Here is a 22,166-nt window from a genome sequence, read left to right on the forward strand (position 1 = left end):
TCCTCCTATCCTTCTTATAACTTCACTATTTTCTTCTGTACAATTGATTCATTCCCCGCCTTCACAATTTTCACTGCCATTTTTCCGTCATGGCCGCTGCATTCCACTTCGCTGTCATTTAAAATCGCTTCGACAAAACTTCTGTCTTCCAAAAGGTACGCATCCTTGAACAGATGAGTCCAGCTGTGCATTGAAGGTCTCTTGAGTTCGTGGGTTTCATTGGCACTTGTAATCTTCTTTTCATGCATATCCCCGATACAGATCACCCCTTTTGTGCCAAGGATCTCGACTCTGGCATCGTAGCCATACTGCACATACTGCGCTCCCTCAATGCAGGCGTGCACTCCGTTTTCAAATTCCGCATTCACGATCACGTTGTCATAAAAGTCCGGATACTGGTCTGCGATTTCTTTATTCCGGAAATTCCCTCCCAATGCATAGACACTCTTTAATTCACTTCCTGCAAACCACCGTACCGTGTCAATGTCATGACTGCACACCTCCGCCAGAGGGCCGTTGCTCTTTTCAATGTCATACATCCACTCACGGGGCTTGCTCGGTCCTCTCGTGTGAGATTTCACCAGGACAACATCTCCGATTTCTCCCTCTTCGATCATTTTTTTGGCTTCTCTGAAGCTGTCGTCAAACCGCCTCATAAATCCGATCTGGAGCTTTACGCCGTTGTCCACTGCGGCCTTGATCATCTCATCACACTCTTCTTCATTCATCGCCATAGGCTTTTCACAGAAAATGTGTTTTCCCTCATTAGCCGCAGCCACCGCGATTTCTCTGTGATATTTGGTCGGGCAGGCAATGATTACCGCATCAATCTGTTCATCACTGAGCGCTTCCGTATAGTCCTGGTAATAAGTCTCAATTCCAAGCTCCTCTGCCGCGGCTTTGGCTGCACTGATGTCCGGGTCACAGGTGGCATAAATCTCACCGCCCGGAACACTTCCCGCCATATTTCTTGCATGAATCATCCCTGCTCTTCCGGAACCGATCAAACACACTTTAACTTTCTTCATTTTGTCCACCTCTTCAGTCCTGTTTTTTTAATTCTTCCACAATTTCCACTCCTGCACTTGTTCCCAGACGCTCTGCTCCCGCTTCAATCATCTGAAGTGCGGTCTTTAAGTCCCTGATTCCCCCGGCAGCCTTGACTTTCACTTCATCACCAACTGTGGTCTTCATAAGCTTCACATCTTCCGGTGTAGCCCCGCCTGTTCCAAACCCGGTTGATGTCTTAATAAAATCAGGTTTTACTTCTTTTGCTATTTCAGCTACTTTCACCTTTTCTTCATCGGTCAGATAGCAGTTTTCAAAGATGACCTTGCTGATTACTCCGGCTTTTCGGCACTCTGCCACGATCTCTTCCATCTCTTTTTTTATGTAATCATAATTTTTGTTCTTTAATTCCGCAATGTTGATGACATAGTCGATCTCGTCTGCGCCTTTTTCGATGGCATCCTTTGTCTCAAATACTTTACATTCCAGTGTTGTCTGTCCCAGCGGAAATCCTATGGCTGCCCCTACGTGAACCGGACATCCTTCCAAAAGGCGTTTGCACCGCTCTGTCTGTGCAGGATTTATGGCTACCATCTTAAAACCATATTCTCTGGCTTCGCTGCATAATTTTTCGAACATTGCTTCATCGGCAAAGGCTTTGAGATTTGTGTGGTCTACCATGCCTGCTATTTGATCTGCACTTAACTTCATTTCTGACTCCTCCATTTTGTTTTCTTTTATTATCTTTTACTTTGTACTTGTATATTATCATATTGACTTTCATTTTGCAAGTAAAAATAAAAGAAAATAAAACTTAATAAAGATTGCACAGAAATAAAGACAAAAAAATAAGAACTCTGTGTATGGATATTTCCACAGAATTCTGTTCATTCATTGAATGAATCATATTACAACAACAGCACAAATCTGTTTGTTTTCTGTATGCCTAAAATAACTTTTGTTTTTATTTATCAAAAACGTTTTTTTATTTCAGAGGCAGGTATCATTATTTCAATACAACACTTGTTTTTATTTATCCAAAACGAATCTTATGGGACAAGTGAATCTTATGGGGTATTTCAATACAACACTTGTTTTTATTTATCGGAATAGAGTTTATAATTCCCTGCGCAATGGCAGATTTCAATACAACACTTGTTTTTATTTATCCAACGTTTTTCCGCCATTCTTTGTTTTCATTATAATCGCCTTTCCGCATAAAATCAACGTTTTCTCAATTTTTTCCCAACCGCCATAAATTTTTCTCTTATCTTTTCCAAAATAGCTTCCCTCCCTTATTCTATGCGGCTTTCCGGCATTCATCTGCTTTTAGAGATTGGGAAAAATCCTCCTCTTTGAGAGACTTACCCACTTTGTGCACTAAATGCGATTTTCCAACCTGCCTGGAGATCTTTCCATTCCATAGCAAGATTTTATCTGATAACAAAAAAAGGAGCCATGCAAAACTCTGCACAGCTCCAATCCTTATCTATGACTTCTGCCAGATATTCACGCTGGCATCGCTCGGCATTCTCAAATCCCCTCTTGGAGACACTGCTACACTTCCCACCTTCGGCCCGTCCGGCAGGCAAGAGCGCTTAAACTGCTGGCTGAAGAACCGCCAGTAGAATTTATCCAGCCACTTTTGTATGGTTTCATCGTCGTAATCCCCTGCAAAAGTAAGTTTTGCCATTCGGTAAAGCTTTGCCTTTGGAAAACCAAATCTCAACATATAATATAGGAAGAAATCATGCAGTTCATACGGCCCCACCAAGTCCTCTGTCTTCTGCGAGATCACACCGTCCACCGGAGGAAGCAGTTCCGGGCTTACCGGGGTGTCCAGCACATCCATCAGCACATCGGATAACTCTTTATTTTCAACCGTCTCTGCATAATACAGTACCAGATAGCGCACCAGAGTCTTCGGCACAGAACAGTTCACCGCATACATGGACATATGGTCTCCGTTATAGGTAGCCCAGCCAAGAGCAAGCTCTGACATATCGCCGGTCCCGATGACCATGCCGTTATACTTATTGGCGATATCCATGAGGATCTGAGTCCTCTCCCGGGCCTGGGAATTTTCATAGGTCACATCGTGGACATCTTCCTCATGTTCAATATCTTTAAAATGCTGTCTGACGGCTTTCTCGATATTAACTTCTTTTAAAGTGGCTCCCAATTCATGGATCAGGGATACTGCATTCTGGTATGTCCGGTCTGTCGTACCGAAACACGGCATCGTGACGCAAATGATATTTTCCCTTGGAATATCCAGCATATCAAAAGCACGCACAGTTACTAAAACTGCAAGGGTAGAGTCCAGTCCTCCGGAAATTCCCACCACCGCATGCGTACAGTTCGTATGTTCCAGACGTTTTTTCAGTCCCATAGACTGAATCGATAAGATCTCATCACACCGTTTCTCCCGCTCTTCCCTGCTGGACGGCACAAACGGATTCTTTGGAAACTTTCTTGTAATCTGGTTTACTTTTACCGGAAGAATAAACGGCACACTACGGTATTCCTCAGAATCTTCCTCGAAAAACGTCGTCATTTTTCTTCTCTCTGCCACAAGGCGCTTCACGTCCATGTCCGCATAGATAATATCGTTTACAAACCGCTTCGCCTCTGCCAGCACGGTTCCGTTTTCACAGATCAGATGGTGTCCGCTGTAAACTACATCCGTTGTGGATTCTCCCTCTCCTGCATTGGCATACACGTAACCCGAAAGCAGTCTTGCAGACTGATTGGACACGAGGGCGCTCCTGTAAACCTCCTTCGTGGTAGTCTCCACGCTGGCAGACGGATTACAGATAACGGTTGCCCCGGCCAAAGCGTGATGAGTACTCGGCGGAAGAGGAACCCACAGGTCCTCACAGATTTCCATGGCAATGGTCAGTTCCGGGATATTTGTGCATTCCAGCAGGATGTTTGCTCCAAACGGAACATACTCCCCGTCCAGCAGAATGTCCTTTACCTCTCTTTTTCCTTTTGCAAAATGTCTGGCTTCATAAAACTCTCCGTAATTCGGAAGGTGGATCTTCGGCACCACCCCTAAAATACGTCCGTCAAATAAAAACACACCGCAGTTATAAAGCTTATGCTCCACAACCAGAGGACAGCCCACGGTGACGACCATGTCCATCCCTTTTGTTTCCTTCTTGATCTCCATGAGTCCCTTAAGGGATTCCTCCAGCAGAGGGTCCTGCAAAAACAGGTCCCCGCATGTATAGCCGGAAACGGCCAGTTCAGAAAAAACAAGAAGGCTGGCTTCTTCATCTCCTGCCTGCCGGATAATCTTTATGATCTCTTTTGTGTTATATTCCGGATCTGCGACTTTCACCTTCGGTGTCGCCGCAGCTACTTTAATAAAACCATCTTTCATATCTACTCTTCTTCCATATTACTTAATTTGGCTGCCTGATCCGCAGCGGTTAAACTGTCGATGAGCTCATCCAGATCTCCGTTCATGACAGAATCTAATTTGTGGAGGGTCAGCTTGATCCTGTGATCTGTCACACGGCCCTGAGGATAATTGTAGGTTCTGATCTTCTCGGAACGGTCCCCGGTTCCCACCTGGCTCTTTCTCTTTTCTGCCTCTGCGTCATGGGCTTTCTGCTGCTCCAGCTCATACAGACGGGAGCGCAGCACCTTCAATGCCTTGTCCTTATTCTTAAGCTGTGACTTTTCATCCTGGCAGGATACAACGATTCCGGTCGGCAGATGAGTCAGCCGCACAGCTGAATCTGTCGTATTGACACACTGTCCTCCGTTTCCGGATGCACGGAATACGTCAAACTTACAGTCATTTAAATCTACTTCCACTTCCACATCCTCCACTTCCGGCATAATAGCAACCGTAATAGTGGACGTATGAATCCTTCCGCCGGACTCGGTGGCCGGGATTCTCTGCACACGGTGCACTCCGCTTTCATATTTAAATCTGGAATAGGCACCCTGGCCTGAGATCATGAAAACAAGCTCTTTAAAACCTCCGATCCCGCTTTCATTAAAACTCAGTGTCTCCACCTTCCAGCGGCGTCCTTCCGCATAACTCCGGTACATGCGGGCCACGTCTGCCGCAAACAGGGCAGCTTCGTCCCCGCCGGCTCCGGCGCGTATTTCCACGATGATGTTCTTGTCGTCATTTGGATCTTTTGGAATCAGAAGAATCTTTAATTCCTCTTCCAGCCGCTCTACATTCGCTTTGGACTCGGAAAGTTCCTCTTTGGCGAGTTCCTTCATCTCCTCATCGGATTCCTCTTCGAGAAGTTCCAGACTTTCCTCAATGTTCTGCTTTTCCTGTACATACTCCTTATACTTTTCTACGATAGGTGCCAGATCGCTCTGCTCCTTCATCAAATCCCTGAACCGGTTCTGGTCTCCGGCCACATCCGGATCGTTGAGCTGCTGGAGTACGGTATCCATTCTCTCTACTAAACTTTCTAACTTATCAAACATCTTCTTCTCCTTTATGCCAGCGTTCCGATGACCATCCGGTCAAGTCCCGCCAAGTCTTTCTTTATCTCCACAGAGGAAAATCCTGCTTCCTCCATCATCGTTTTTACCGCCGCTCCCTGGTCATAACCGATCTCAAATACGAGGGTGCCTCCGGCGTTCAAATGCTTCGGGGCCGTCCCTGCAAGCTTTCGGTAAAAATACAGCCCGTCCTCTCTTCCGTCAAGAGCAAGCATGGGCTCGTGGTCTTTTACTTCCGGCATCAGTTCCATACAGTCTTTTGTAGGAATATACGGAGGATTGGAAATGATCAGGTCAAAACAACCGTCCACCCCGGAAAAGAGGTCACTCTTTTTAAATTTTACCATAGGAGCCAGCCTTCTTCCATTCTCTTTTGCAATTTTCAGGGCCTTTTCATCAATATCTGTACCGATGCAGACGTCCGGCTTCAGCATAAGACAAAGGCTGATGGCAATACACCCGGAGCCTGTACAGACATCCAGGATGCTTTCATGGGGATAGTTTCCTTCCACAACCGCCTCGATGACACTTTCCGTATCCTGCCTTGGTATGAGCACATCCGGGGTCACCCGAAATGTATATCCCATAAAATCCTGAGTCCCGATCAGGTATTGGAGAGGAATCCTCTCGCTGATCCGTCGGTCCAGCAAAGCCTTGTACTGCTCTAATTCTTCCCCTTCTTCCACCGGCGTAGTCATAGAAAATAAGTATTCTTCCCGGCTTAAAGAAAAGCAATGGGAAAACAGATACCAGGCTTCCCCATCCGGGTTATCGATCCCCGCTTCCCGGAGCATTTCCGCCCCGTATGTGACCCAAATCTTCCTATTCACGGTTCTTCCTTTCTTTCTCCAGATATGTTTTCCAGTCAAAAACACCCTCCACTGACCGGATTGCCACTTCGATCATGCTCTCATCCGGCTCTTTCGTCGTTAAAAGCTGAAGACACAGCCCCGGCTTGCTGAGCGCCGTGATGACCGGATTGTCTGAATTTCCGGCGAGCCGGATAAACTCATAGGATACCCCTGCGATCACCGGGACCAGCAGAAGTCTCAATGCAACTTTCAGCCACACCGTGTCCACACGGATAAAAAAGAAAAATATAATGCTTATGATCATGACAAAAAACAGGAAACTCGTACCGCACCGCTTGTGCAGCCTGGAATATTTCATTACATTTTCCGGCGTGAGATCCTCCCCTGCCTCCAGGCAGTTGATCGTTTTGTGCTCGGCTCCGTGGTACATGAAGACCCGTTTGATGTCGTTCATTCTGGATATGAGAATGATATATCCTAAAAAAATACCCACTCGGATCAGACCCTCCAGCAGCAGAACAGCCGGACGGCTCATGCCGAACCCTTCAAATATGTTGGAGAGGAAATAAGGCAGCACCATGAACAGTCCGATGGCAATGGCAAATGACAACACCACGATTCCGCCCATGAGGACCCCTTCCCATTTCTCAGAGAAATGACGGTTCAGCCACTGTTCCAGCCGGGACGGCTCCTCTTCCCCGTCTTCTATGAAGTCAGCCGAATAAGTGAGTGTTTTCATGCCGACCACCATAGACTCCGCAAAATTTACGACTCCCCGCAGGACCGGGAGCTTCAGAACAGGATATCGATCGGATATGCTCGTATACCGTTCGGTCTTCGTCTCGATCTCCCCGTCCGGTTTTCTCACGGAAACTGCATAGCGGTCCTCATTTTTCATCATGACGCCTTCCATGACCGCCTGTCCGCCAATCCTTACTTTCATATAGTGCCCGTCCTTCCTTTTAAATAGCTATACAACAAAATAGGCTGAGATTTCGCAACCTCAACCTATCATTTCATGTTTTCTACTTAGTACCATACTTACGATTGAACTTGTCAATACGTCCGCGAGCTTGAGTAGCTTTCTGTTGTCCAGTGTAAAAAGAATGACACTTAGAACAGATCTCAACGTGGATATCTTCCTTTGTAGATCCTGTTACAAATTCGTTACCGCAGTTGCAGACTACTTTTGCCTGATGGTATTCTGGATGGATTCCTTCGCGCATGTTTCTTCACCTCTTTGATCTTAGTTTATCTTAAACATTCCTTTTGTTTATTCTTAAACAGCTTTCTCATTATATCACAGCATCTTCTACAATGCAAATACTTTTTCTCTTATTTTCTCAGCAGAGATTTCTTCGCAAACTCAATAAATTCCTTATTATTTTTAGAACGTTTGAACATATTCAGTGTCTGCTCGAAAAATTCGTCTGAACGGCTTCCGGACAGTTCTTTGTGCAGTGCGGTGACCACAGACTGTTCATCTTTGGAAAGCAGCAGATCATCTCTTCTCGTACCGGATTTGGCGATATCCACCGCAGGGAAGATCCTGCGCTCGGACAGATGGCGGCTCAGTACAAGCTCCATGTTTCCGGTTCCCTTAAACTCCTCGAAGATGACATCGTCCATCTTGCTTCCCGTCTCTACCAGCGCTGTCGCAAGGATCGTGAGACTTCCGCCTTCCCTCATATTTCTGGCAGCTCCAAAAAATCTTTTTGGCATGTGGAGTGCTGCCGGATCAAGCCCTCCTGTGAGCGTCCTTCCGCTCGGAGGCACGGTGAGGTTGTACGCCCTGGCAAGTCTTGTGATACTGTCCAAGAGGATCACTACGTCCTCTTTATGTTCTACCAGGCGCTTTGCTCTCTCAAGCACCATTTCCGACACTCTCTTGTGATGATCAGGAAGCTCATCAAACGTAGAATAGATGACCTCCACGTTCTGTCCCTCCACAGATTCTTTAAAATCCGTCACTTCCTCGGGTCTCTCGTCAATGAGCAGTACGATCAGCTTGATGTCTTTATAATTTTGGCTGATGCTCTGAGCCATCTGCTTTAACAGCGTCGTCTTTCCTGTTTTGGGCGGTGATACGATCATACCCCTCTGCCCTTTTCCCACAGGAGAGAGCAGATCCACCATGCGCATCGGAATCGTCGCCCGCTCGGTCTCCAGCCTGAGCCTCTGGTTCGGAAAGATCGGCGTGAGGTCTTCAAAATGCTTTCTCCTGGCTGCCGCCTCGGGGCGATATCCGTTTACGGACTCTACAAACAGCAGGGCTCCGAACTTTTCACTCTGGCTTTTTACGCGGATGGCACCGTTTAAGATATCTCCGGACTTTAAGTTAAACCTCCGGATCTGGGTCGGTGATACATAGATATCATTCTCTCCGGGGAGATAATTCTCACAGCGGATAAATCCATAACCGTCCGGCAGGACTTCCAGTATACCATTGGCTTTCCTGCCGCTGTCCAGGCTTTTTATATCCCTGGGCACACGGTCTGTCCTGACGTCTTTTGTCTGCTCTGCTTTCGTCTCCTGTTCCGGCTCACTCTGTTTATGTTCATTGTCATTATTTTTTAAATATTCGATCAGCTCCTGCTTTTTCAGACTGCTGATACCTTTCAGATTCTTTTCCTTTGCCGCCTTTCGAAGTTCGAGCAAAGACATAGATTCATATACCATAGAATATTCTCCTTTGTTTAAATACATAAGATGTTTCTTGTTTTGATTCGATTTGCAATATTCAGTGCGGGTAAATGGATGATGTATCCGATGACCTGTAATCTGACCGATCTTTACAGAATTGTAATCGTAAGAGGGAAATTTCCCTCTTAGATTATACTACCACAATTTTCAACTATGTCCAAGAATTTGTTTTCTCATGCGGAGCAATATTTTCTTTTCCATCCTTGAAACCTGTACCTGGGAAATCGAAAGTTTTTTTGCGATTTCCTGCTGTGTCTTCCCATGGAAGTACCGCATAGTGATCAATTCTCTCTCATCTCCGGACAGTGTATCCATGAGTTCTTCCAGCATCACATGGTTGATGACAGTATCTGACTCATTTTCCTCGCCTGGCAGTTTATCTACCAAAAGCACCTGGCTGTCGTCGCTTTGATAGCTTGGCTGATAAATAGATTCCACATCTTTGTTTGCCTCCAGTGCGACGACAATCTCATCTCTGGCAATCTTTGTCTCCCTGGAGAGTTCGTCTATCGTTGCTTCCCTGTTGTACTTCATGGCAAAAGCCTCTCCTGCCTGCCGGACCTGGTAGGCGATCTCCTTCAGGGAACGGCTGACCTTGATCATCCCGTCATCCCTTAAAAACCGTTTAATCTCCCCGGTGATCATCGGCACCGCATAAGTAGAAAATTTTACATCATAGGAGAGGTCAAACTTGTCCACGGCCTTTAAAAGTCCGATGCTCCCAATCTGAAACAGATCTTCGGGCTCGTGTCCCCGCCCTGTAAAACGCTTTACCACACTCCAGATCAGCCCCATGTTGTCAAGCACGATCTTCTCTCTCGCATCCTGATCTCCTTCTTTCGTAAGCTTTAATAATTCTCTTGTCTCGTCCATATAAAAGGCCTATTTCCCGGTGACTTTCTTTTCCATGATGACTCTGGTTCCTTTTCCTGACTCAGAGCTGACTTCGATCTTGTCCATGAATGCTTCCATAAAGGAAAATCCCATCCCGGTCCGCTCCTCATCAGGTTTTGTCGTATACATAGGTTCCATTGCCTGTTTTACATCCGGAATACCGACACCGAAATCCTCAATGACGATTTTAAGGACACTGCCTTCATTTGAAATATCCATGAAGATCTTTCCCTGATCGTCCTCGTATCCGTGGACAATACAGTTCGTAACCGCTTCGGAAACCGCTGTTTTCACATCTGCCATCTCTTCCATCGTCGGATCGAACTTCATCATATAGGTTGCTGCCAGCACTCTTGCGATCCCTTCATTTTCTGATTCGCTGTTGAATTCTAAATGTATCATCTCTTATCCTCCCTATCCCTATCGCTCATTGATGATCTTGTGCAGACCCGCCATGTGTACGATCCGTTTAACCACATCGTTGACATTTACCACGCTCACCGTGCCTCCGAGAGGCTTCAGCTGCTTGTACCGCCCAAGGATCATTCCCACACCGGAGCTGTCCATAAAACCGGTATTCTTAAAATCAAATTCAATATCCCTGATCGGATATGACTTCAGGATCACATCACATTTATGCCTGACACGCTCTGCCAAGTGATGATCCAGTTCTCCGTCAAGCCTTACATACAGTGTCCTGTTTTCAACCTGATATTCTGTTGCCATAGATGATTCACTCCTTTAAATGATAAAAAAATGAAAGAGAAATACACCGGAAGGTTTTGATATCTTCCGGATATATTTCTCTTTCGTGTCTTATCGGTTTCTTTGTCAGCCCAAGTGCTGTTTTAAAGATTTTTTGCTTGTTTGTTCTGTAATTGATTCAGGTAATTCTGTGAGTTCCTTGCACTGTTGGTGCCCGGGAACTTCTTGATGACATCCTCGTATGCCTTGATGGCTTTGTCCTTGTCACCATTTTTCTCATAAGATCTGGCAAGGTAGAAATAAGACCCCACATTTGTGTCTTTTACTTTGATTGCTTTTTTCAAAGTGCTGATGGCATCCTTGTAGTTGCCCTGATTATATGCACTGATTCCCTTGTTGTAAAGTCCGGTGGCCGCATATGGGTAAACCTTCTGTTCCAGATCGTCATAAATCTCTTTCATCTTCTTTGATTCCAGCTTATCCCTGTCGATGTTCAGCAGGGCATCGGCAGACTCCGTATACTGGCGGTCGCCGTAATACTGCATGGCTGTCAGCAGAGAATCATAGATTCCCTCTGTCTTGCTGTCTCCGACAAATTCTTTTAATTCTTTCTTCGCCTTTTCCTCGGCAGCCTTTGCCTCTTTGATGTCTTTTTCGTTGCTCTTTAACTGAGTCTCTTTGGCAAGAAGCTGTTCCTTATAATTTTCAATCTTGGATGAATACTTGTAGCTGGATGCCTTCTTAATGCTCGGATATAAGAGCACCAGGGAAACAAGCACGCCGATCACAATACCTCCCACCATATATACCATGCGGTGGCGGTTGGACGGCAGCTCCTCGTATTTTCCTACAACGCTGCTTAAAACCTTTTTCTTCGGCCCTTCTGCACTCTCCAAACCGCTGTCTTCTGCTTTCATATCCGCAGGTTTTAAAAGAGCTTCCGTCTCCTGCAGATATTCTAATGCCCTTGGGTTTTTGCAGTCCACCTCCAGCACATTTTTTAAAGCCTTCTGGGCGTCTTTATAATTCTCATCTTTGATGGAAAGCAGGGCAATCAGAAGCTGTGCATTGATAAAATTCGGCATCATGGAAACGACATTTTTCAGCTGGATCATTGCCAGGTCTTCATTCCCCTGTTTTGCGTATACGAGAGCCTGATTATACTTTTTAATGACCTGGTTGACCGTGTCAAGCTGGACAGGATTCTCCTGCACATCTTTCAGATAATCAATGGCCGCATTTTCTTCCTTTTTCAGATTACTGCTGATGACCCACTGGCTCAGGGCAGGGACGATGTCACCCATCTGATAGTAGACTAAGCCCAAAAGATTCCTGGCGTTCATGTCGTTCTTGTCATAAAACAACGCAGCTTTCAGGTTCTTTACGGCCCCGGTCAGATCGTTGGCATTGGCTTTCTCCAGCCCAAGGTTGTAGTAGTATTTGGAACTGTTTTTAATCTTTTCCTTACTCTTCATATCTGCCACCTTACTATTTCTCTTCTTCTATGTCTTTTTTGATTTCATTGATCAGATCTTCTACATCTTTTAAATCATCGCTGTAAATAGCATCCTCTGCCTGGTCCACATCTAAGCAAGGTTCAAATTTTTTTAACTCTTCTCTGTAATTAATCATTTTCTTCCTCCATTCAAGATAAACGTTTTAACCTTACCAGCTAAATAAAAAGAGCCGATACAAAAGCAGAGAACCCCCTCCTCTGACTTTTTTATCATTGTCTTATATGCCTTTAAGAAATCATTCTCCGGTATCTCCCGGTTCACAACCGGAACCTTTATGATTCCTTCCAAGTTTTCAACTTCCGTGAGAAGCTTCAGGATGCCCTCCTCTTCCTTCTTATGGGAAGGGGCAAAAACAATCAGTTTTCTCTGCGGAAAATATTTCTCTAATGTATGGCAGAATGCCTCCGCCGCCTGAAGATTATGTCCTCCGTCTATAAAAATATTGGGACTCACTTCCTCCATCCGTCCTGCCAGAAAAGCTGAGGAAAGACCGTTAAATACCGTCCTTCTTTTCAGGTCAGGAAACAGCAGGCGGACTGCTGCTGCCGCAAGAGCGGCATTCTCATACTGAAAATCGCCCAACAGGCCTAATTTCAGGCATTCACTCTTTTTATCATACGCACTCTTTCTCAAAAAATCAATATAATCGCTGCTTTTTTCAGAAAAAATAAGATTATCTTTTGAAATTGTTAGGAATTCCGAATCTTTATGTGCGGCCTCTTCCTGAAATACCCTGAGAACCTCAGGCTTCTGCCTGAGACAGATCACAGGAACCCCCGGTTTTATGATCCCTGCTTTCTCTGCCGCAATCAGCTGCAGAGTGTTTCCTAAAAATTCCTGATGATCAAGACTCACCGCAGTGATGACAGAAAGCCTCGGCATGATCACATTGGTCGCATCATGCCTGCCTCCCATTCCAGTCTCGATGATACAGACCTCCGCATGTTCTTCCCGGAAAAATACAAGTGACATAAAGAACAGAAATTCAAAGAAGGAAGGATGATCTGCCCCCTCCTTCACTGCCTGAAAGACGGCATTCTTTACTTTTGCAAAGACCTCTGAAAATCTTTTTTCGGAAATCTCTCTGCCGCCGATCTGTATCCGTTCTTCCATGCGGATCAAATGCGGGGACGAAAACCGCCCGGTCCTTATTCCTGCGCCCGTAAGGATCGAGTCCAGAAATGCACAGACTGAACCCTTTCCGTTGGTGCCTGCTACATGGATCATGAACAGATCTTTTTCTGGATTTCCCAAAACATCCAGAATCCATTGTACATTGGATAAGGATGTTTTTTTAGCGAAACCCGTCACATGATTCAAATAATTTCTTGCTTCTTCAAAATCCGTCATGTTATTTTACAAGCTGACCCAGACGTTCTTCCACTTTTTCAAGCATCTGCCGGTATTTTGAAAGCTTTTCTTTCTCTTCTTCTACTTTTTGTTCCGGTGCTTTGCTTAAGAAACGTTCGTTATTGAGCATGCCTTCGCACCGCTTGATCTCTCCGCCTAATTTCTTCTGTTCTTTTTTCAGTCTCTCAATTTCTTTTTCAATGTCCACAAGCTCCGCAAACGGCATATAGATCACGGCATCCGGGACCATCGTGGATACGGCATCCTCCGCAATCCCTTCTCTGTCCGCCCGCACAGCTACTTCGCTTGCGTAACCCAGGGTTCCAAAGAAGACCTTCCCCTGTTCAAAGATGTCTCTTACATCTTCATTTTCAGAGACAACAAATACTTTTGCTTTCTTTTTCGGGGATACGTTCATCTCGGCACGTATATTCCGGATTCCCCTCACCGCTTCTTTCATGAGTTCCACTGCAGCTTCTTCCCGGGCAAAGCTGTATTCCTCTCTGTATTCCGGCCAGGATGCCAGCATAATGGATTCTTCCCCTGTCAGATTGCAGTAGATCTCCTCTGTGATAAACGGCATGAATGGATGAAGCAGCTTCAGTGATTCGGAAAGCACCTTTTTCAGCGTCCACAAAGCTGCGGCTTTCGTGTTGTCTTCATCGTTATAGAGACGCGGTTTCACCATCTCGATATACCAGTCACAGAATTCTTCCCATATAAAGTCATTGAGCTTCTGTACGGCAATTCCCAGCTCATACTTGTCCATATTATCCGTCACATCTTTGGCCAGAGTGTTGAATTTAGATAAAATCCACCGGTCTGCGCTTGTCAGATCGGAAAGTTCCACATGAGAAAAGTCCGCCTGTTCAAAGTTCATCATCATGAAGCGGGATGCATTCCACACTTTATTGGCAAAATTCCGGCTGGCTTCCACACGCTCCATGTAAAAACGCATATCATTGCCCGGCGCATTTCCGGTGACCAGAGTAAATCTCAGCGCATCTGCCCCATACTGGCTGATGACTTCCAGAGGATCAATTCCGTTGCCCAGGGATTTGCTCATCTTTCTTCCTTTGTCGTCTCTCACGAGTCCGTGGATCAGTACCGTATCAAACGGCGCTTTCCCTGTATGCTCATATCCGGAAAATACCATTCTGACAACCCAGAAAAAGATAATGTCATATCCGGTTACCAATACGTTGGTCGGGTAGAAATAATCCAGTTCCTCCGTCTGTTCCGGCCAGCCTAACGTGGAAAACGGCCACAGCGCAGAACTGAACCAGGTATCCAGGGTATCCTCATCCTGAGTAAAGTGTGTGCATCCGCATTTTGGGCATACTTCCGGTTTTTCTTTTGCCACCACAGTTTCGCCGCACTCGTCACAGTAATATGCAGGAATCCTGTGTCCCCACCAGAGCTGTCTGGAGATACACCAGTCACGGATATTCTCAAGCCAGTGCAGATAGGTCTTTGTATAACGTTCCGGCACAAATTTAATGTCCCCGTTTTTAACCGCCTCGATGGCAGGCTTCGCGAGCTCATCCATCTTTACGAACCACTGGGGTTTAACCATCGGCTCGATGGTAGCTTTGCAGCGGTCATGGGTTCCGACGTTGTGCTCGTGTTCTTTTATTTTTACCAGATATCCCTGTTCTTCCAGATCTTTTACGATGGCTTTTCTCGCCTCATAACGCTCCATGCCCTCATATCTGCCGCCGTTTTCATTGATCGTGGCGTCATCGTTCATCACATTGATCACTGGGAGGCCATGCCGTCTTCCGACTTCAAAATCATTTGGATCATGGGCAGGAGTGATCTTCACAGCACCGGTTCCAAACTCTTTGTCTACATATTCATCCGCCACGATCGGGATCTGTCTGCCGCAAAGCGGAAGCTCCAGCATTTTCCCTACAAGATGTGTATATCTTTCATCGTCCGGATGGACAGCCACCGCCGTATCTCCAAGCATTGTCTCGGGACGGGTAGTAGCAATCTCTAAATAATCATCGGTTCCCGCAACCGGATACTTGATATGCCAGAAATGACCTGCCTGGTCCACATGCTCAACTTCTGCGTCAGAAATTGAAGTCTGGCAGACCGGACACCAGTTGATGATCCTGGACCCTTTGTATATATAGCCTTTTTCATATAACTTGATAAAGACCTCTTCCACTGCTTTGGAACAGCCCTCATCCATCGTAAAACGCTCTCTGTCCCAGTCACAGGCAGAACCCAGCTTCTTTAACTGGCTGACGATTGTGCCGCCGTACTCTTCCTTCCACTCCCAGGCTCTCTCAAGAAACTTCTCTCTTCCCAGATCTTCCTTTTCAATGCCTTCCTCTTTCAGCGCCTCGATGATCTTGACTTCCGTTGCAATGCTGGCATGATCTGTTCCCGGCTGCCACAGTGTATTGTATCCCTGCATTTTTTTAAAGCGGATCAGGATATCCTGCAGCGTCTCATCCAGTGCATGCCCCATATGGAGTTTACCCGTAATATTGGGAGGCGGAATCACAATCGTAAACGGTTTTTTGCTGTGATCCACTTCTGCATGAAAATATTTGTTGTCAAGCCACTTCTGATATAACCGGTCTTCAATCTCAGACGGGTTATAAGTCTTTTCCAATTCTTTACTCATATCATATCTCCTACTTTTTATATTTTATTCTAAAAGATTGTTGCGGATCGCCCGCTCATGCTGCACCATTGCCTGCTCACAGATGTTCTGACGGCCGGACAGCCATTCCATCCGGTTGATCCTTTTCGGTATATCATAAATTGCCTTTGGGTAATAACACCAGGCCTGAGGTGCATGCATTCCACACTGCTCCATGGCCGAGACAAACGTCTTCCTCTGGGCGGAAAGTTCTTCACTGCAATTTAATTCCGCTGCAACTTTAGCACAAAACTCAAATAATTTCCACTGTTCTTCGGAAATATATCCAAACAGCACCTGATATTTCTCTCTGCAGAATTCAAGGTCATTGACAATCGTATCATACTCCGATTTGAGCCTCCGTCCCGAAGTCTCTTTGTGGTTTCTTACCATATGATACATTTTCTTTTTCTCTGCCGCTTTCTTCTTTCTTGTCCTGAGAATCAGAAGGATCACAGCCGCACCAAACACTGCTGCCGCTGCCGGCCAGAGAGAAACGCTCAGCCGGAGCTCAAAATAAAAAACTGCTGCCGCACCGAGTCCCGCGGCAGTCAGGGCCATGATCAGCGAAGACAGAAAATAGGCCCTCCTGTTGATGAACTTTCCATGAAATTCCCTCTCTTTTCTTTTCAGATCACGTTCTTCATCTTCCTGGACTGAAATTTCCTTCTCGATCTGTTTTTTTTCACCCTCCAGGGATTGGATACGGGACAAACCCTGTCTTATTTCCTCTTCCCTCTCCCAGAGGGGCAGAAATTCCTCATCGGAGACTCGTCCGCCTGCGGAATCATAAAAAATCCTGGCAAAGATGCGGTTGTATTTTCTGGCTTCCTCACTGATCAGCTTTGCTTCTTCACCGGAAAGCTTTTCCATGATCTCGATATCTTCCTTCTGCTCCAGAATATAAGACACCTCATCTTCATACATTTCCACAAAACGCCGGTTTAATTCCATCCGTTTTTTCTGATATTCAATTTCAGACAATCTCTCTTCTGTACTCATTTTTCCACCGTTCCAGCATCGACCAGGTAAGCCTTCTGGTCATCAGGTCATCGGGTTTCTTTCTGTGATAGCCAATCTTTTTCAGTGCTGTGGATTCCTCGCTTCCGGAAAACCGTTCCTCCATAGCTGAGATATTTTCATGGATCTCTCTCAGCTGTTCTTCTGTAAAAGAAAGCGCTCTGCCGTCTTCCAAAAACTTCTGGTAATCTCCCTGCATATAAGAGACTATGAAATATGCTTCCTGGCATTTCTTGTTCTCTTTCAGGCGGCAGCTCCTTTTAAAAAACTCCTTCGCCTCCTGAAAACGGAACATCCGGGTCAGGCAGAGTCCCGTGTGATACAAAACTTCCTGCTGTTCCTTTGTCTTCAGCTGCATCAGACCGGAAAGCGATTTTTGATAGGCGTGATAAGCGCTCAGATATCTGGAATGTTTCAGATATAAGTCGCCGAGCATTTTGTGCTTTCTCACAGAGGAATATAGATAGGCCGTGCGCATCTGCTGGACAAGCATTCTCTGCTCGGGAACCGTAAAATAATTCCGGTAACCGATAATATGCTCCAGCTGCTTCTTTGTCTCCTCTTCTGCCGGCAGGACCAGACCAAGTTCTTCTTCGATCCACTCTCTCATCCCTTCCGGGATTCCTTCTGTCAGAAAATATAAATACTGTCCTGAAATAATATAACATAATTCTTCATAGGAAGAAATGGTCTGTCCAAAGGAATTCAGCGTGTAAGTCCGCCTGCTCTCCTCTGTCTCACACAATACCATTCTCATGGCTGTCCCCTCCTCTCCCATGAAATTACCTGCTGGAATACCTGGTATGTAGAAGGATATAATGTCCCAAACCCCAGATCCGTGATTTTGATTCTGCACTTTGTCTCCCCGGTGCACTCGGCTTCAATCTTCAGCTTTGTAGAGCGTCCCGGACGTTTTTTAAGCCCTTTTAAGGAAATTGGAAACCTCATTCTGTCACCTTTCCCGGGAAACAGGGGTTTGATCTCCACAGGAATGGATGCCGCTGTCTCAACCAGTACCGTCATATTTCCCCGGCTCTCAAACCATGGCTTTCCACCCTTTATGACCGGCAGAAATTCTTCTTTTCCGTGGTTCCATACCATGGCACCGATCTGATACATCATAACCGTGTCGGTAAGAATCACGGCAGAGTCAAGGTCAGCCGCATTTTTTCTTCCCAGCAGACAGACGGCCCCTGTCGCGTACACATGATCTCCCATAAACACACGCCGTCCCGCACACAGCTTTGCCGAAGCGCTTTTCAGCCATCCACCGTCAAATCCTCTGCCGTACAAATAAACTAAAGAAGTAACCTCCTGGGACATAGCCTGAACAGCGGCGTTCTCAAATGCCATGTCTTTCTGATGGGGCAGCCGGGTGTTTCTCATAAAAGCAGAGTAGTCTTCTCTCTCTACGAGCAGCTGCCCATCCTGCTTTTTCACCAGATAGTAAAACAATCTCTGGCCGGAATAGTCAAACAGCCCCACAGCCCCCTGTTCAAGCTGTTCCTTTCGGTCCCCGGCAAGTCCCAGAAAAGCCTCCTCCTTCGTAAACAGCCTGAGCTGTTCCTCCGAAAACCCCAGCTCTTTTCTAAGCTCCGCGGCTTTTGACGCCAGGTCCTCCTCCGGGTCCTCCAAAATAACGCCCATAAACAGATTGGACGTATCCGCATGCTTTTCCGATTCTGCACGCACATAATCCGCCCAGTCCCCGGAAAGCTTTTTCGGTTCTTCTTCCACGATCTTTCCGTCCGTTACGGAACACTGATATATCATTTCCCGCTCTATCTGTATGCCTATTTTCATCATAGATCCTCTGTCATCGGACGGATCAGATCCGTCATTGCTTTTTCATACGCGTAGATTTCCATTTCCATGGCTACGCTCTCCCTTTGTTTTTCCTTCAGCATGTGATTCAGCTGATAAAATCTTCCCTTCTGGTTCCTTCCGGAATGGTCAAGAAAGACGATATCTTTTCTCCTGCGTCTCTCTTCTCCCGGTGCTGTCACATAATAATCTGCCGACTCATCGGCAAAGATCAGAACTTCCGCCACATAATACCCCGGCAGCAGCTCTCTCATAGGAATCTCTCTGGCCGGCTCCGACCTGTTTTCCGCATAGTGAAATACCATGCCGCCTGCTTTCTCTCCCCTGTAAACTACATAAGTATAAGTATAGCACTCATATGGAAGAGGTATCTCCTCTTTATATTCTAAAAGCACCGGCAGGATACAGCGGCGGTCCTCCTGCCACTCTATGAGTTTTTTTATTCTTTCTCTGACTTCTTCTGACAATTCTTTATCTTTATAAAAATCCAGATAAGCCCACTGCCAGATCAGTTTGAGATTCCCCTGATCGATCAGCCTTCCGAGAATCGGATAAAACTCATCCGAAATATACACTCCTTCTTCATAAGACAGTTCTGCAAACTGGCCCGCCAGCTTTTTTATCAGTTTTTTGTCTCTGGAATCCTTCTCAACATAAGATAAGAAGACAGGAAGGTCCTCCCACTCTGCTCCTTTCCCGACGGCCATATCAAGAAGCTGCTCCGTAAACTGCTGATCATATATTTTGTGTCTGTCTCCCTGTTTCCAGATCTTCCGCATCTGATCCAGGTCTCCCCTGAAAAAACGTTCCAGATATGCAAGAATCTCGCTGTTGTATACTTGTCCCTTAAAAACCGCAAGGCACATATCGATCAAAGTCTGCACCCTCTTCCGGCTCCGGGATGTGAGTTCATGCAGCACGACCTCTTTTAACGGCTCCGGGTCCATGAAATCAAATCCAAAGATCTCCATGCCTTTCATCGCCTCTTTGTAGTGGCGGCCGGCAATGAAATACTCCAGCATCTGCTTACAGTTTTCCTCGGAGAGAAATTTCCACTGGACCATAGACAGCGCCTGCTCTAATTGTTCCTGCTCTCCATGCTTCCAGTAATAGTCCAGAAGCTTTTCAAATAATCTGTGCCGATATTCTTCTTTCAGGCTCTGACATTCAAGGACAGCCCTCACATCCGGAACATCTCCGGGTTCATATTCTGTCTTCTGTGCAAAGACCAGGCTTCTGCGGATCAAATATGCTTCATTTCTCCTGCCAAGCCCCGAAAATACAGCCTCCTCCTGCTCCCTCGTCCACAGTTTTGAAAATTCATAGTCCAGTGACAGATAGCGGTTGTCCTCCTGATCCATAAACACGACCAGAGGGTCGCTGTAGACCGTCACATAAACTTCCCCGTTTTCCAGAGAAACATTCTGAACTTCTTTTAACTCCTGATGATAGACGGCGGCCTTTTCCACCGCCGGATTCCTGCAGATCAATTTCTGCTTTGCCATAATCCCTGCGATTCCGGCCCTGCCTTTCATCCCTTCCAAAAGGCGGTCAAAGAAGGCCCTGTAAAGAATAAACAGATTAGAATTGATTCTGCCTTCTGCCAGCTGTTCCAAGAGAAATTCTTCAATCTGCGGCTCAAAAGATGGAAATACTGCCTCATATTTTCGCCGGTTCTTAACAAGATTGGCATACAGGTAAGCCCTCTCCCGGCTGCTTAAACTGTTGCTGTACGAAAAATACAGCAGTACATTCTTCTCAAGATACGGATATCGGTCTTTTGGAATCGTACGAAGGTAAGATTCCTGGAGTCCGATCATCTGAATCCCCGCCCGGACAGCTTTTTTAAAATATATATGATAACACTCATCGGTACAGTTTCCCCGGATCAGCATAGAGCAGATCGCCTGGAGCCCTTCCTTTGACTCCTCTCTCTGAAAGGACAGTATCAAATCAAAAAGCAGCTCCTCCGAAAATCCTTTGTCTTTCAGCACAAGACCGTAAATATGTTTTTTCATGCTTTTCCCAAACAGGTCCCTGCAAATGCCGAAATGAATGATCTCTCTCTCAAAATCAGTGATCTTTTTTGCCCTGCTGTGATCCTGGTTCCAAATGCTGACGGCCTCAAACCATAAAAAGCTGCTGCACCGGCCTGTATCATAAACCTCTTTTATCTTCTGAAGCTGAAGTCCGAAATCATATGCCAGCTCTTCGTCAAGATAAATCAGCATCCACAGCAGATATCCCTTGTGATCGTCCGCTTTCTGAAAAAGCTCATAAATCCGGTCTTTTGCATACTCTGTCTGATCCGGTGTCTTTAAATAAAGTGCTTTCAAATATAAATAATAGCCATAGTAAAAAGGATCTGACTGAACCTCACTCATATTCGGCTCAAGTCTTGCAAAGCCTCTCTCGATTGCTTCCTCTGCGCCGAGAACAATATGACAGTGCAGGTTTAAGAGAGTCCTCAGTATCTCTAAGGATGCCTCTCCCTCCATCTGTGCGGTCAGATTCATTTCCTTTTCCGCAAACTCCGTGACATGACATCTGCCAAGACAAAATTCCATATACGCATCGAAAATCTGGTCGGACAGATTCCAGGCCCCTTCGTTTCTCTCTTTCTCTGCATTGAACAGGATGTCTGTCTGACAGCTGCTGTACGGGGCAGAAACCGTAAGAATTCCCCGGCTCTCTTCCCTAGCATCAGAAAACAGCACGGGAATGGTCAGTACCCCTTCCACAAAATCCTCTTCTGAAAATTCTGTCTTTTGCAGAGACAGAAACGTGGAATCCAGGCGGATCTTCCCCTGGACAAAACCGCTGCCCTCTTTGTAAATCTTCACGTACAGAGGCTCAACCGCATTCACCCGACGGATCTCATACGCATCCTTTTCCGGTCTCAGCACCGCAGGTTCTTTTGCCCCGATACAGATCAAAAACTCTTCAAAGATCTGGCCCCGGTTTCGGCCGAGCAGGAGCTGATGATAGATTTCCTTTTCCCTGGAATTCTCCTCCAAATACTCATTTTTGAAGGCCTCAGAAAAAAAGAGGGCCTTTGCCCGCTGTTCATCTTCCTGTACAATTTGTATGAACTGCTTCATCTTCTCTGTCATGGGTTCCTCCGATTTTAAGACTGGTGGTCTCAGGGTATTTGGTCTATAATAGCTGTAATAAAGTTTTGTATTTCAGAGG

At 46.0% G+C, this 22,166-nt stretch carries 19 protein-coding genes; all 19 read right to left on the reverse strand.

Features of this window, described 5'->3' with window-relative positions; translation table 11 throughout:
- Positions 1-14 precede the first annotated feature (14 nt).
- The 19 genes from ANCC_RS13160 to ANCC_RS13250 all read right to left on the reverse strand — a co-directional run bounded on the left by ANCC_RS13160 (position 15) and on the right by ANCC_RS13250 (position 22,120).
- On the reverse strand, positions 15-1,028 hold the full coding sequence (locus tag ANCC_RS13160; RefSeq protein ID WP_006565617.1) for a Gfo/Idh/MocA family oxidoreductase: 1,014 nt from the start codon (positions 1,026-1,028) through the stop codon (positions 15-17).
- A 13-nt stretch (positions 1,029-1,041) separates the two neighbouring features.
- Complete coding sequence (gene deoC / locus ANCC_RS13165) at positions 1,042-1,734, reverse strand: deoxyribose-phosphate aldolase (RefSeq protein ID WP_006565618.1); 693 nt, start codon at positions 1,732-1,734, stop codon at positions 1,042-1,044.
- A gap of 763 nt (positions 1,735-2,497) precedes the next feature.
- Entirely contained in the window at positions 2,498-4,396 is a 1,899-nt protein-coding gene (locus ANCC_RS13170) for an NAD(+) synthase (protein ID WP_006565622.1), read from the reverse strand.
- A gap of 2 nt (positions 4,397-4,398) precedes the next feature.
- Positions 4,399-5,472: a peptide chain release factor 1 gene (gene prfA, locus ANCC_RS13175; protein ID WP_006565623.1), complete on the reverse strand. Its 1,074-nt coding sequence runs from the start codon at positions 5,470-5,472 to the stop codon at positions 4,399-4,401.
- A gap of 11 nt (positions 5,473-5,483) precedes the next feature.
- Positions 5,484-6,320 carry a peptide chain release factor N(5)-glutamine methyltransferase gene (gene prmC, locus ANCC_RS13180; protein WP_006565624.1) on the reverse strand — a complete coding sequence of 279 codons (837 nt, stop codon included), beginning with the start codon at positions 6,318-6,320 and terminating at the stop codon, positions 5,484-5,486.
- On the reverse strand, positions 6,313-7,245 hold the full coding sequence (locus tag ANCC_RS13185; protein WP_006565625.1) for a DUF1385 domain-containing protein: 933 nt from the start codon (positions 7,243-7,245) through the stop codon (positions 6,313-6,315). Before ANCC_RS13185 ends, prmC begins: the two co-directional genes overlap by 8 nt.
- Before the next feature lie 82 nt (positions 7,246-7,327).
- Complete coding sequence (gene rpmE, locus ANCC_RS13190; protein WP_009290709.1) at positions 7,328-7,528, reverse strand: 50S ribosomal protein L31; 201 nt, start codon at positions 7,526-7,528, stop codon at positions 7,328-7,330.
- A 109-nt stretch (positions 7,529-7,637) separates the two neighbouring features.
- A complete protein-coding gene (gene rho / locus ANCC_RS13195) occupies positions 7,638-8,981 on the reverse strand; it encodes a transcription termination factor Rho (RefSeq protein WP_039946127.1) in 1,344 nt (447 codons plus the stop codon).
- A gap of 171 nt (positions 8,982-9,152) precedes the next feature.
- On the reverse strand, positions 9,153-9,878 hold the full coding sequence (locus ANCC_RS13200) for a SigB/SigF/SigG family RNA polymerase sigma factor (protein WP_006565627.1): 726 nt from the start codon (positions 9,876-9,878) through the stop codon (positions 9,153-9,155).
- A 9-nt stretch (positions 9,879-9,887) separates the two neighbouring features.
- Positions 9,888-10,301, reverse strand: a complete 414-nt coding sequence (spoIIAB, locus tag ANCC_RS13205; RefSeq protein WP_006565628.1) for an anti-sigma F factor — start codon at positions 10,299-10,301, stop codon at positions 9,888-9,890.
- A gap of 18 nt (positions 10,302-10,319) precedes the next feature.
- Positions 10,320-10,625 carry an anti-sigma F factor antagonist gene (gene spoIIAA, locus ANCC_RS13210; RefSeq protein ID WP_006565629.1) on the reverse strand — a complete coding sequence of 102 codons (306 nt, stop codon included), beginning with the start codon at positions 10,623-10,625 and terminating at the stop codon, positions 10,320-10,322.
- A 122-nt stretch (positions 10,626-10,747) separates the two neighbouring features.
- Positions 10,748-12,079: a tetratricopeptide repeat protein gene (locus ANCC_RS13215; RefSeq protein WP_006565630.1), complete on the reverse strand. Its 1,332-nt coding sequence runs from the start codon at positions 12,077-12,079 to the stop codon at positions 10,748-10,750.
- 13 nt (positions 12,080-12,092) lie between these two features.
- On the reverse strand, positions 12,093-12,236 hold the full coding sequence (locus ANCC_RS13220; protein ID WP_022261227.1) for a hypothetical protein: 144 nt from the start codon (positions 12,234-12,236) through the stop codon (positions 12,093-12,095).
- Positions 12,233-13,471, reverse strand: a complete 1,239-nt coding sequence (locus tag ANCC_RS13225) for a bifunctional folylpolyglutamate synthase/dihydrofolate synthase (protein ID WP_006565631.1) — start codon at positions 13,469-13,471, stop codon at positions 12,233-12,235. The genes ANCC_RS13220 and ANCC_RS13225 overlap by 4 nt, the downstream gene beginning before the upstream one ends.
- A gap of 1 nt (position 13,472) precedes the next feature.
- On the reverse strand, positions 13,473-16,112 hold the full coding sequence (locus ANCC_RS13230) for a valine--tRNA ligase (RefSeq protein ID WP_006565632.1): 2,640 nt from the start codon (positions 16,110-16,112) through the stop codon (positions 13,473-13,475).
- A gap of 24 nt (positions 16,113-16,136) precedes the next feature.
- The gene (locus ANCC_RS13235) at positions 16,137-17,132 is read right to left on the reverse strand and encodes a hypothetical protein (RefSeq protein ID WP_006565633.1); all 996 of its coding nucleotides are present in this window, start codon (positions 17,130-17,132) and stop codon (positions 16,137-16,139) included.
- A complete protein-coding gene (locus ANCC_RS13240; protein WP_039946128.1) occupies positions 17,107-17,907 on the reverse strand; it encodes a tetratricopeptide repeat protein in 801 nt (266 codons plus the stop codon). The genes ANCC_RS13235 and ANCC_RS13240 overlap by 26 nt, the downstream gene beginning before the upstream one ends.
- Entirely contained in the window at positions 17,904-18,956 is a 1,053-nt protein-coding gene (locus ANCC_RS13245; RefSeq protein WP_006565635.1) for a DUF5716 family protein, read from the reverse strand. Before ANCC_RS13245 ends, ANCC_RS13240 begins: the two co-directional genes overlap by 4 nt.
- Complete coding sequence (locus ANCC_RS13250; RefSeq protein ID WP_267904111.1) at positions 18,953-22,120, reverse strand: DUF5717 family protein; 3,168 nt, start codon at positions 22,118-22,120, stop codon at positions 18,953-18,955. Before ANCC_RS13250 ends, ANCC_RS13245 begins: the two co-directional genes overlap by 4 nt.
- Positions 22,121-22,166 lie beyond the last annotated feature (46 nt).

This window comes from Anaerostipes caccae L1-92 (assembly GCF_014467075.1).
Lineage (GTDB): Bacteria > Bacillota > Clostridia > Lachnospirales > Lachnospiraceae > Anaerostipes > Anaerostipes caccae.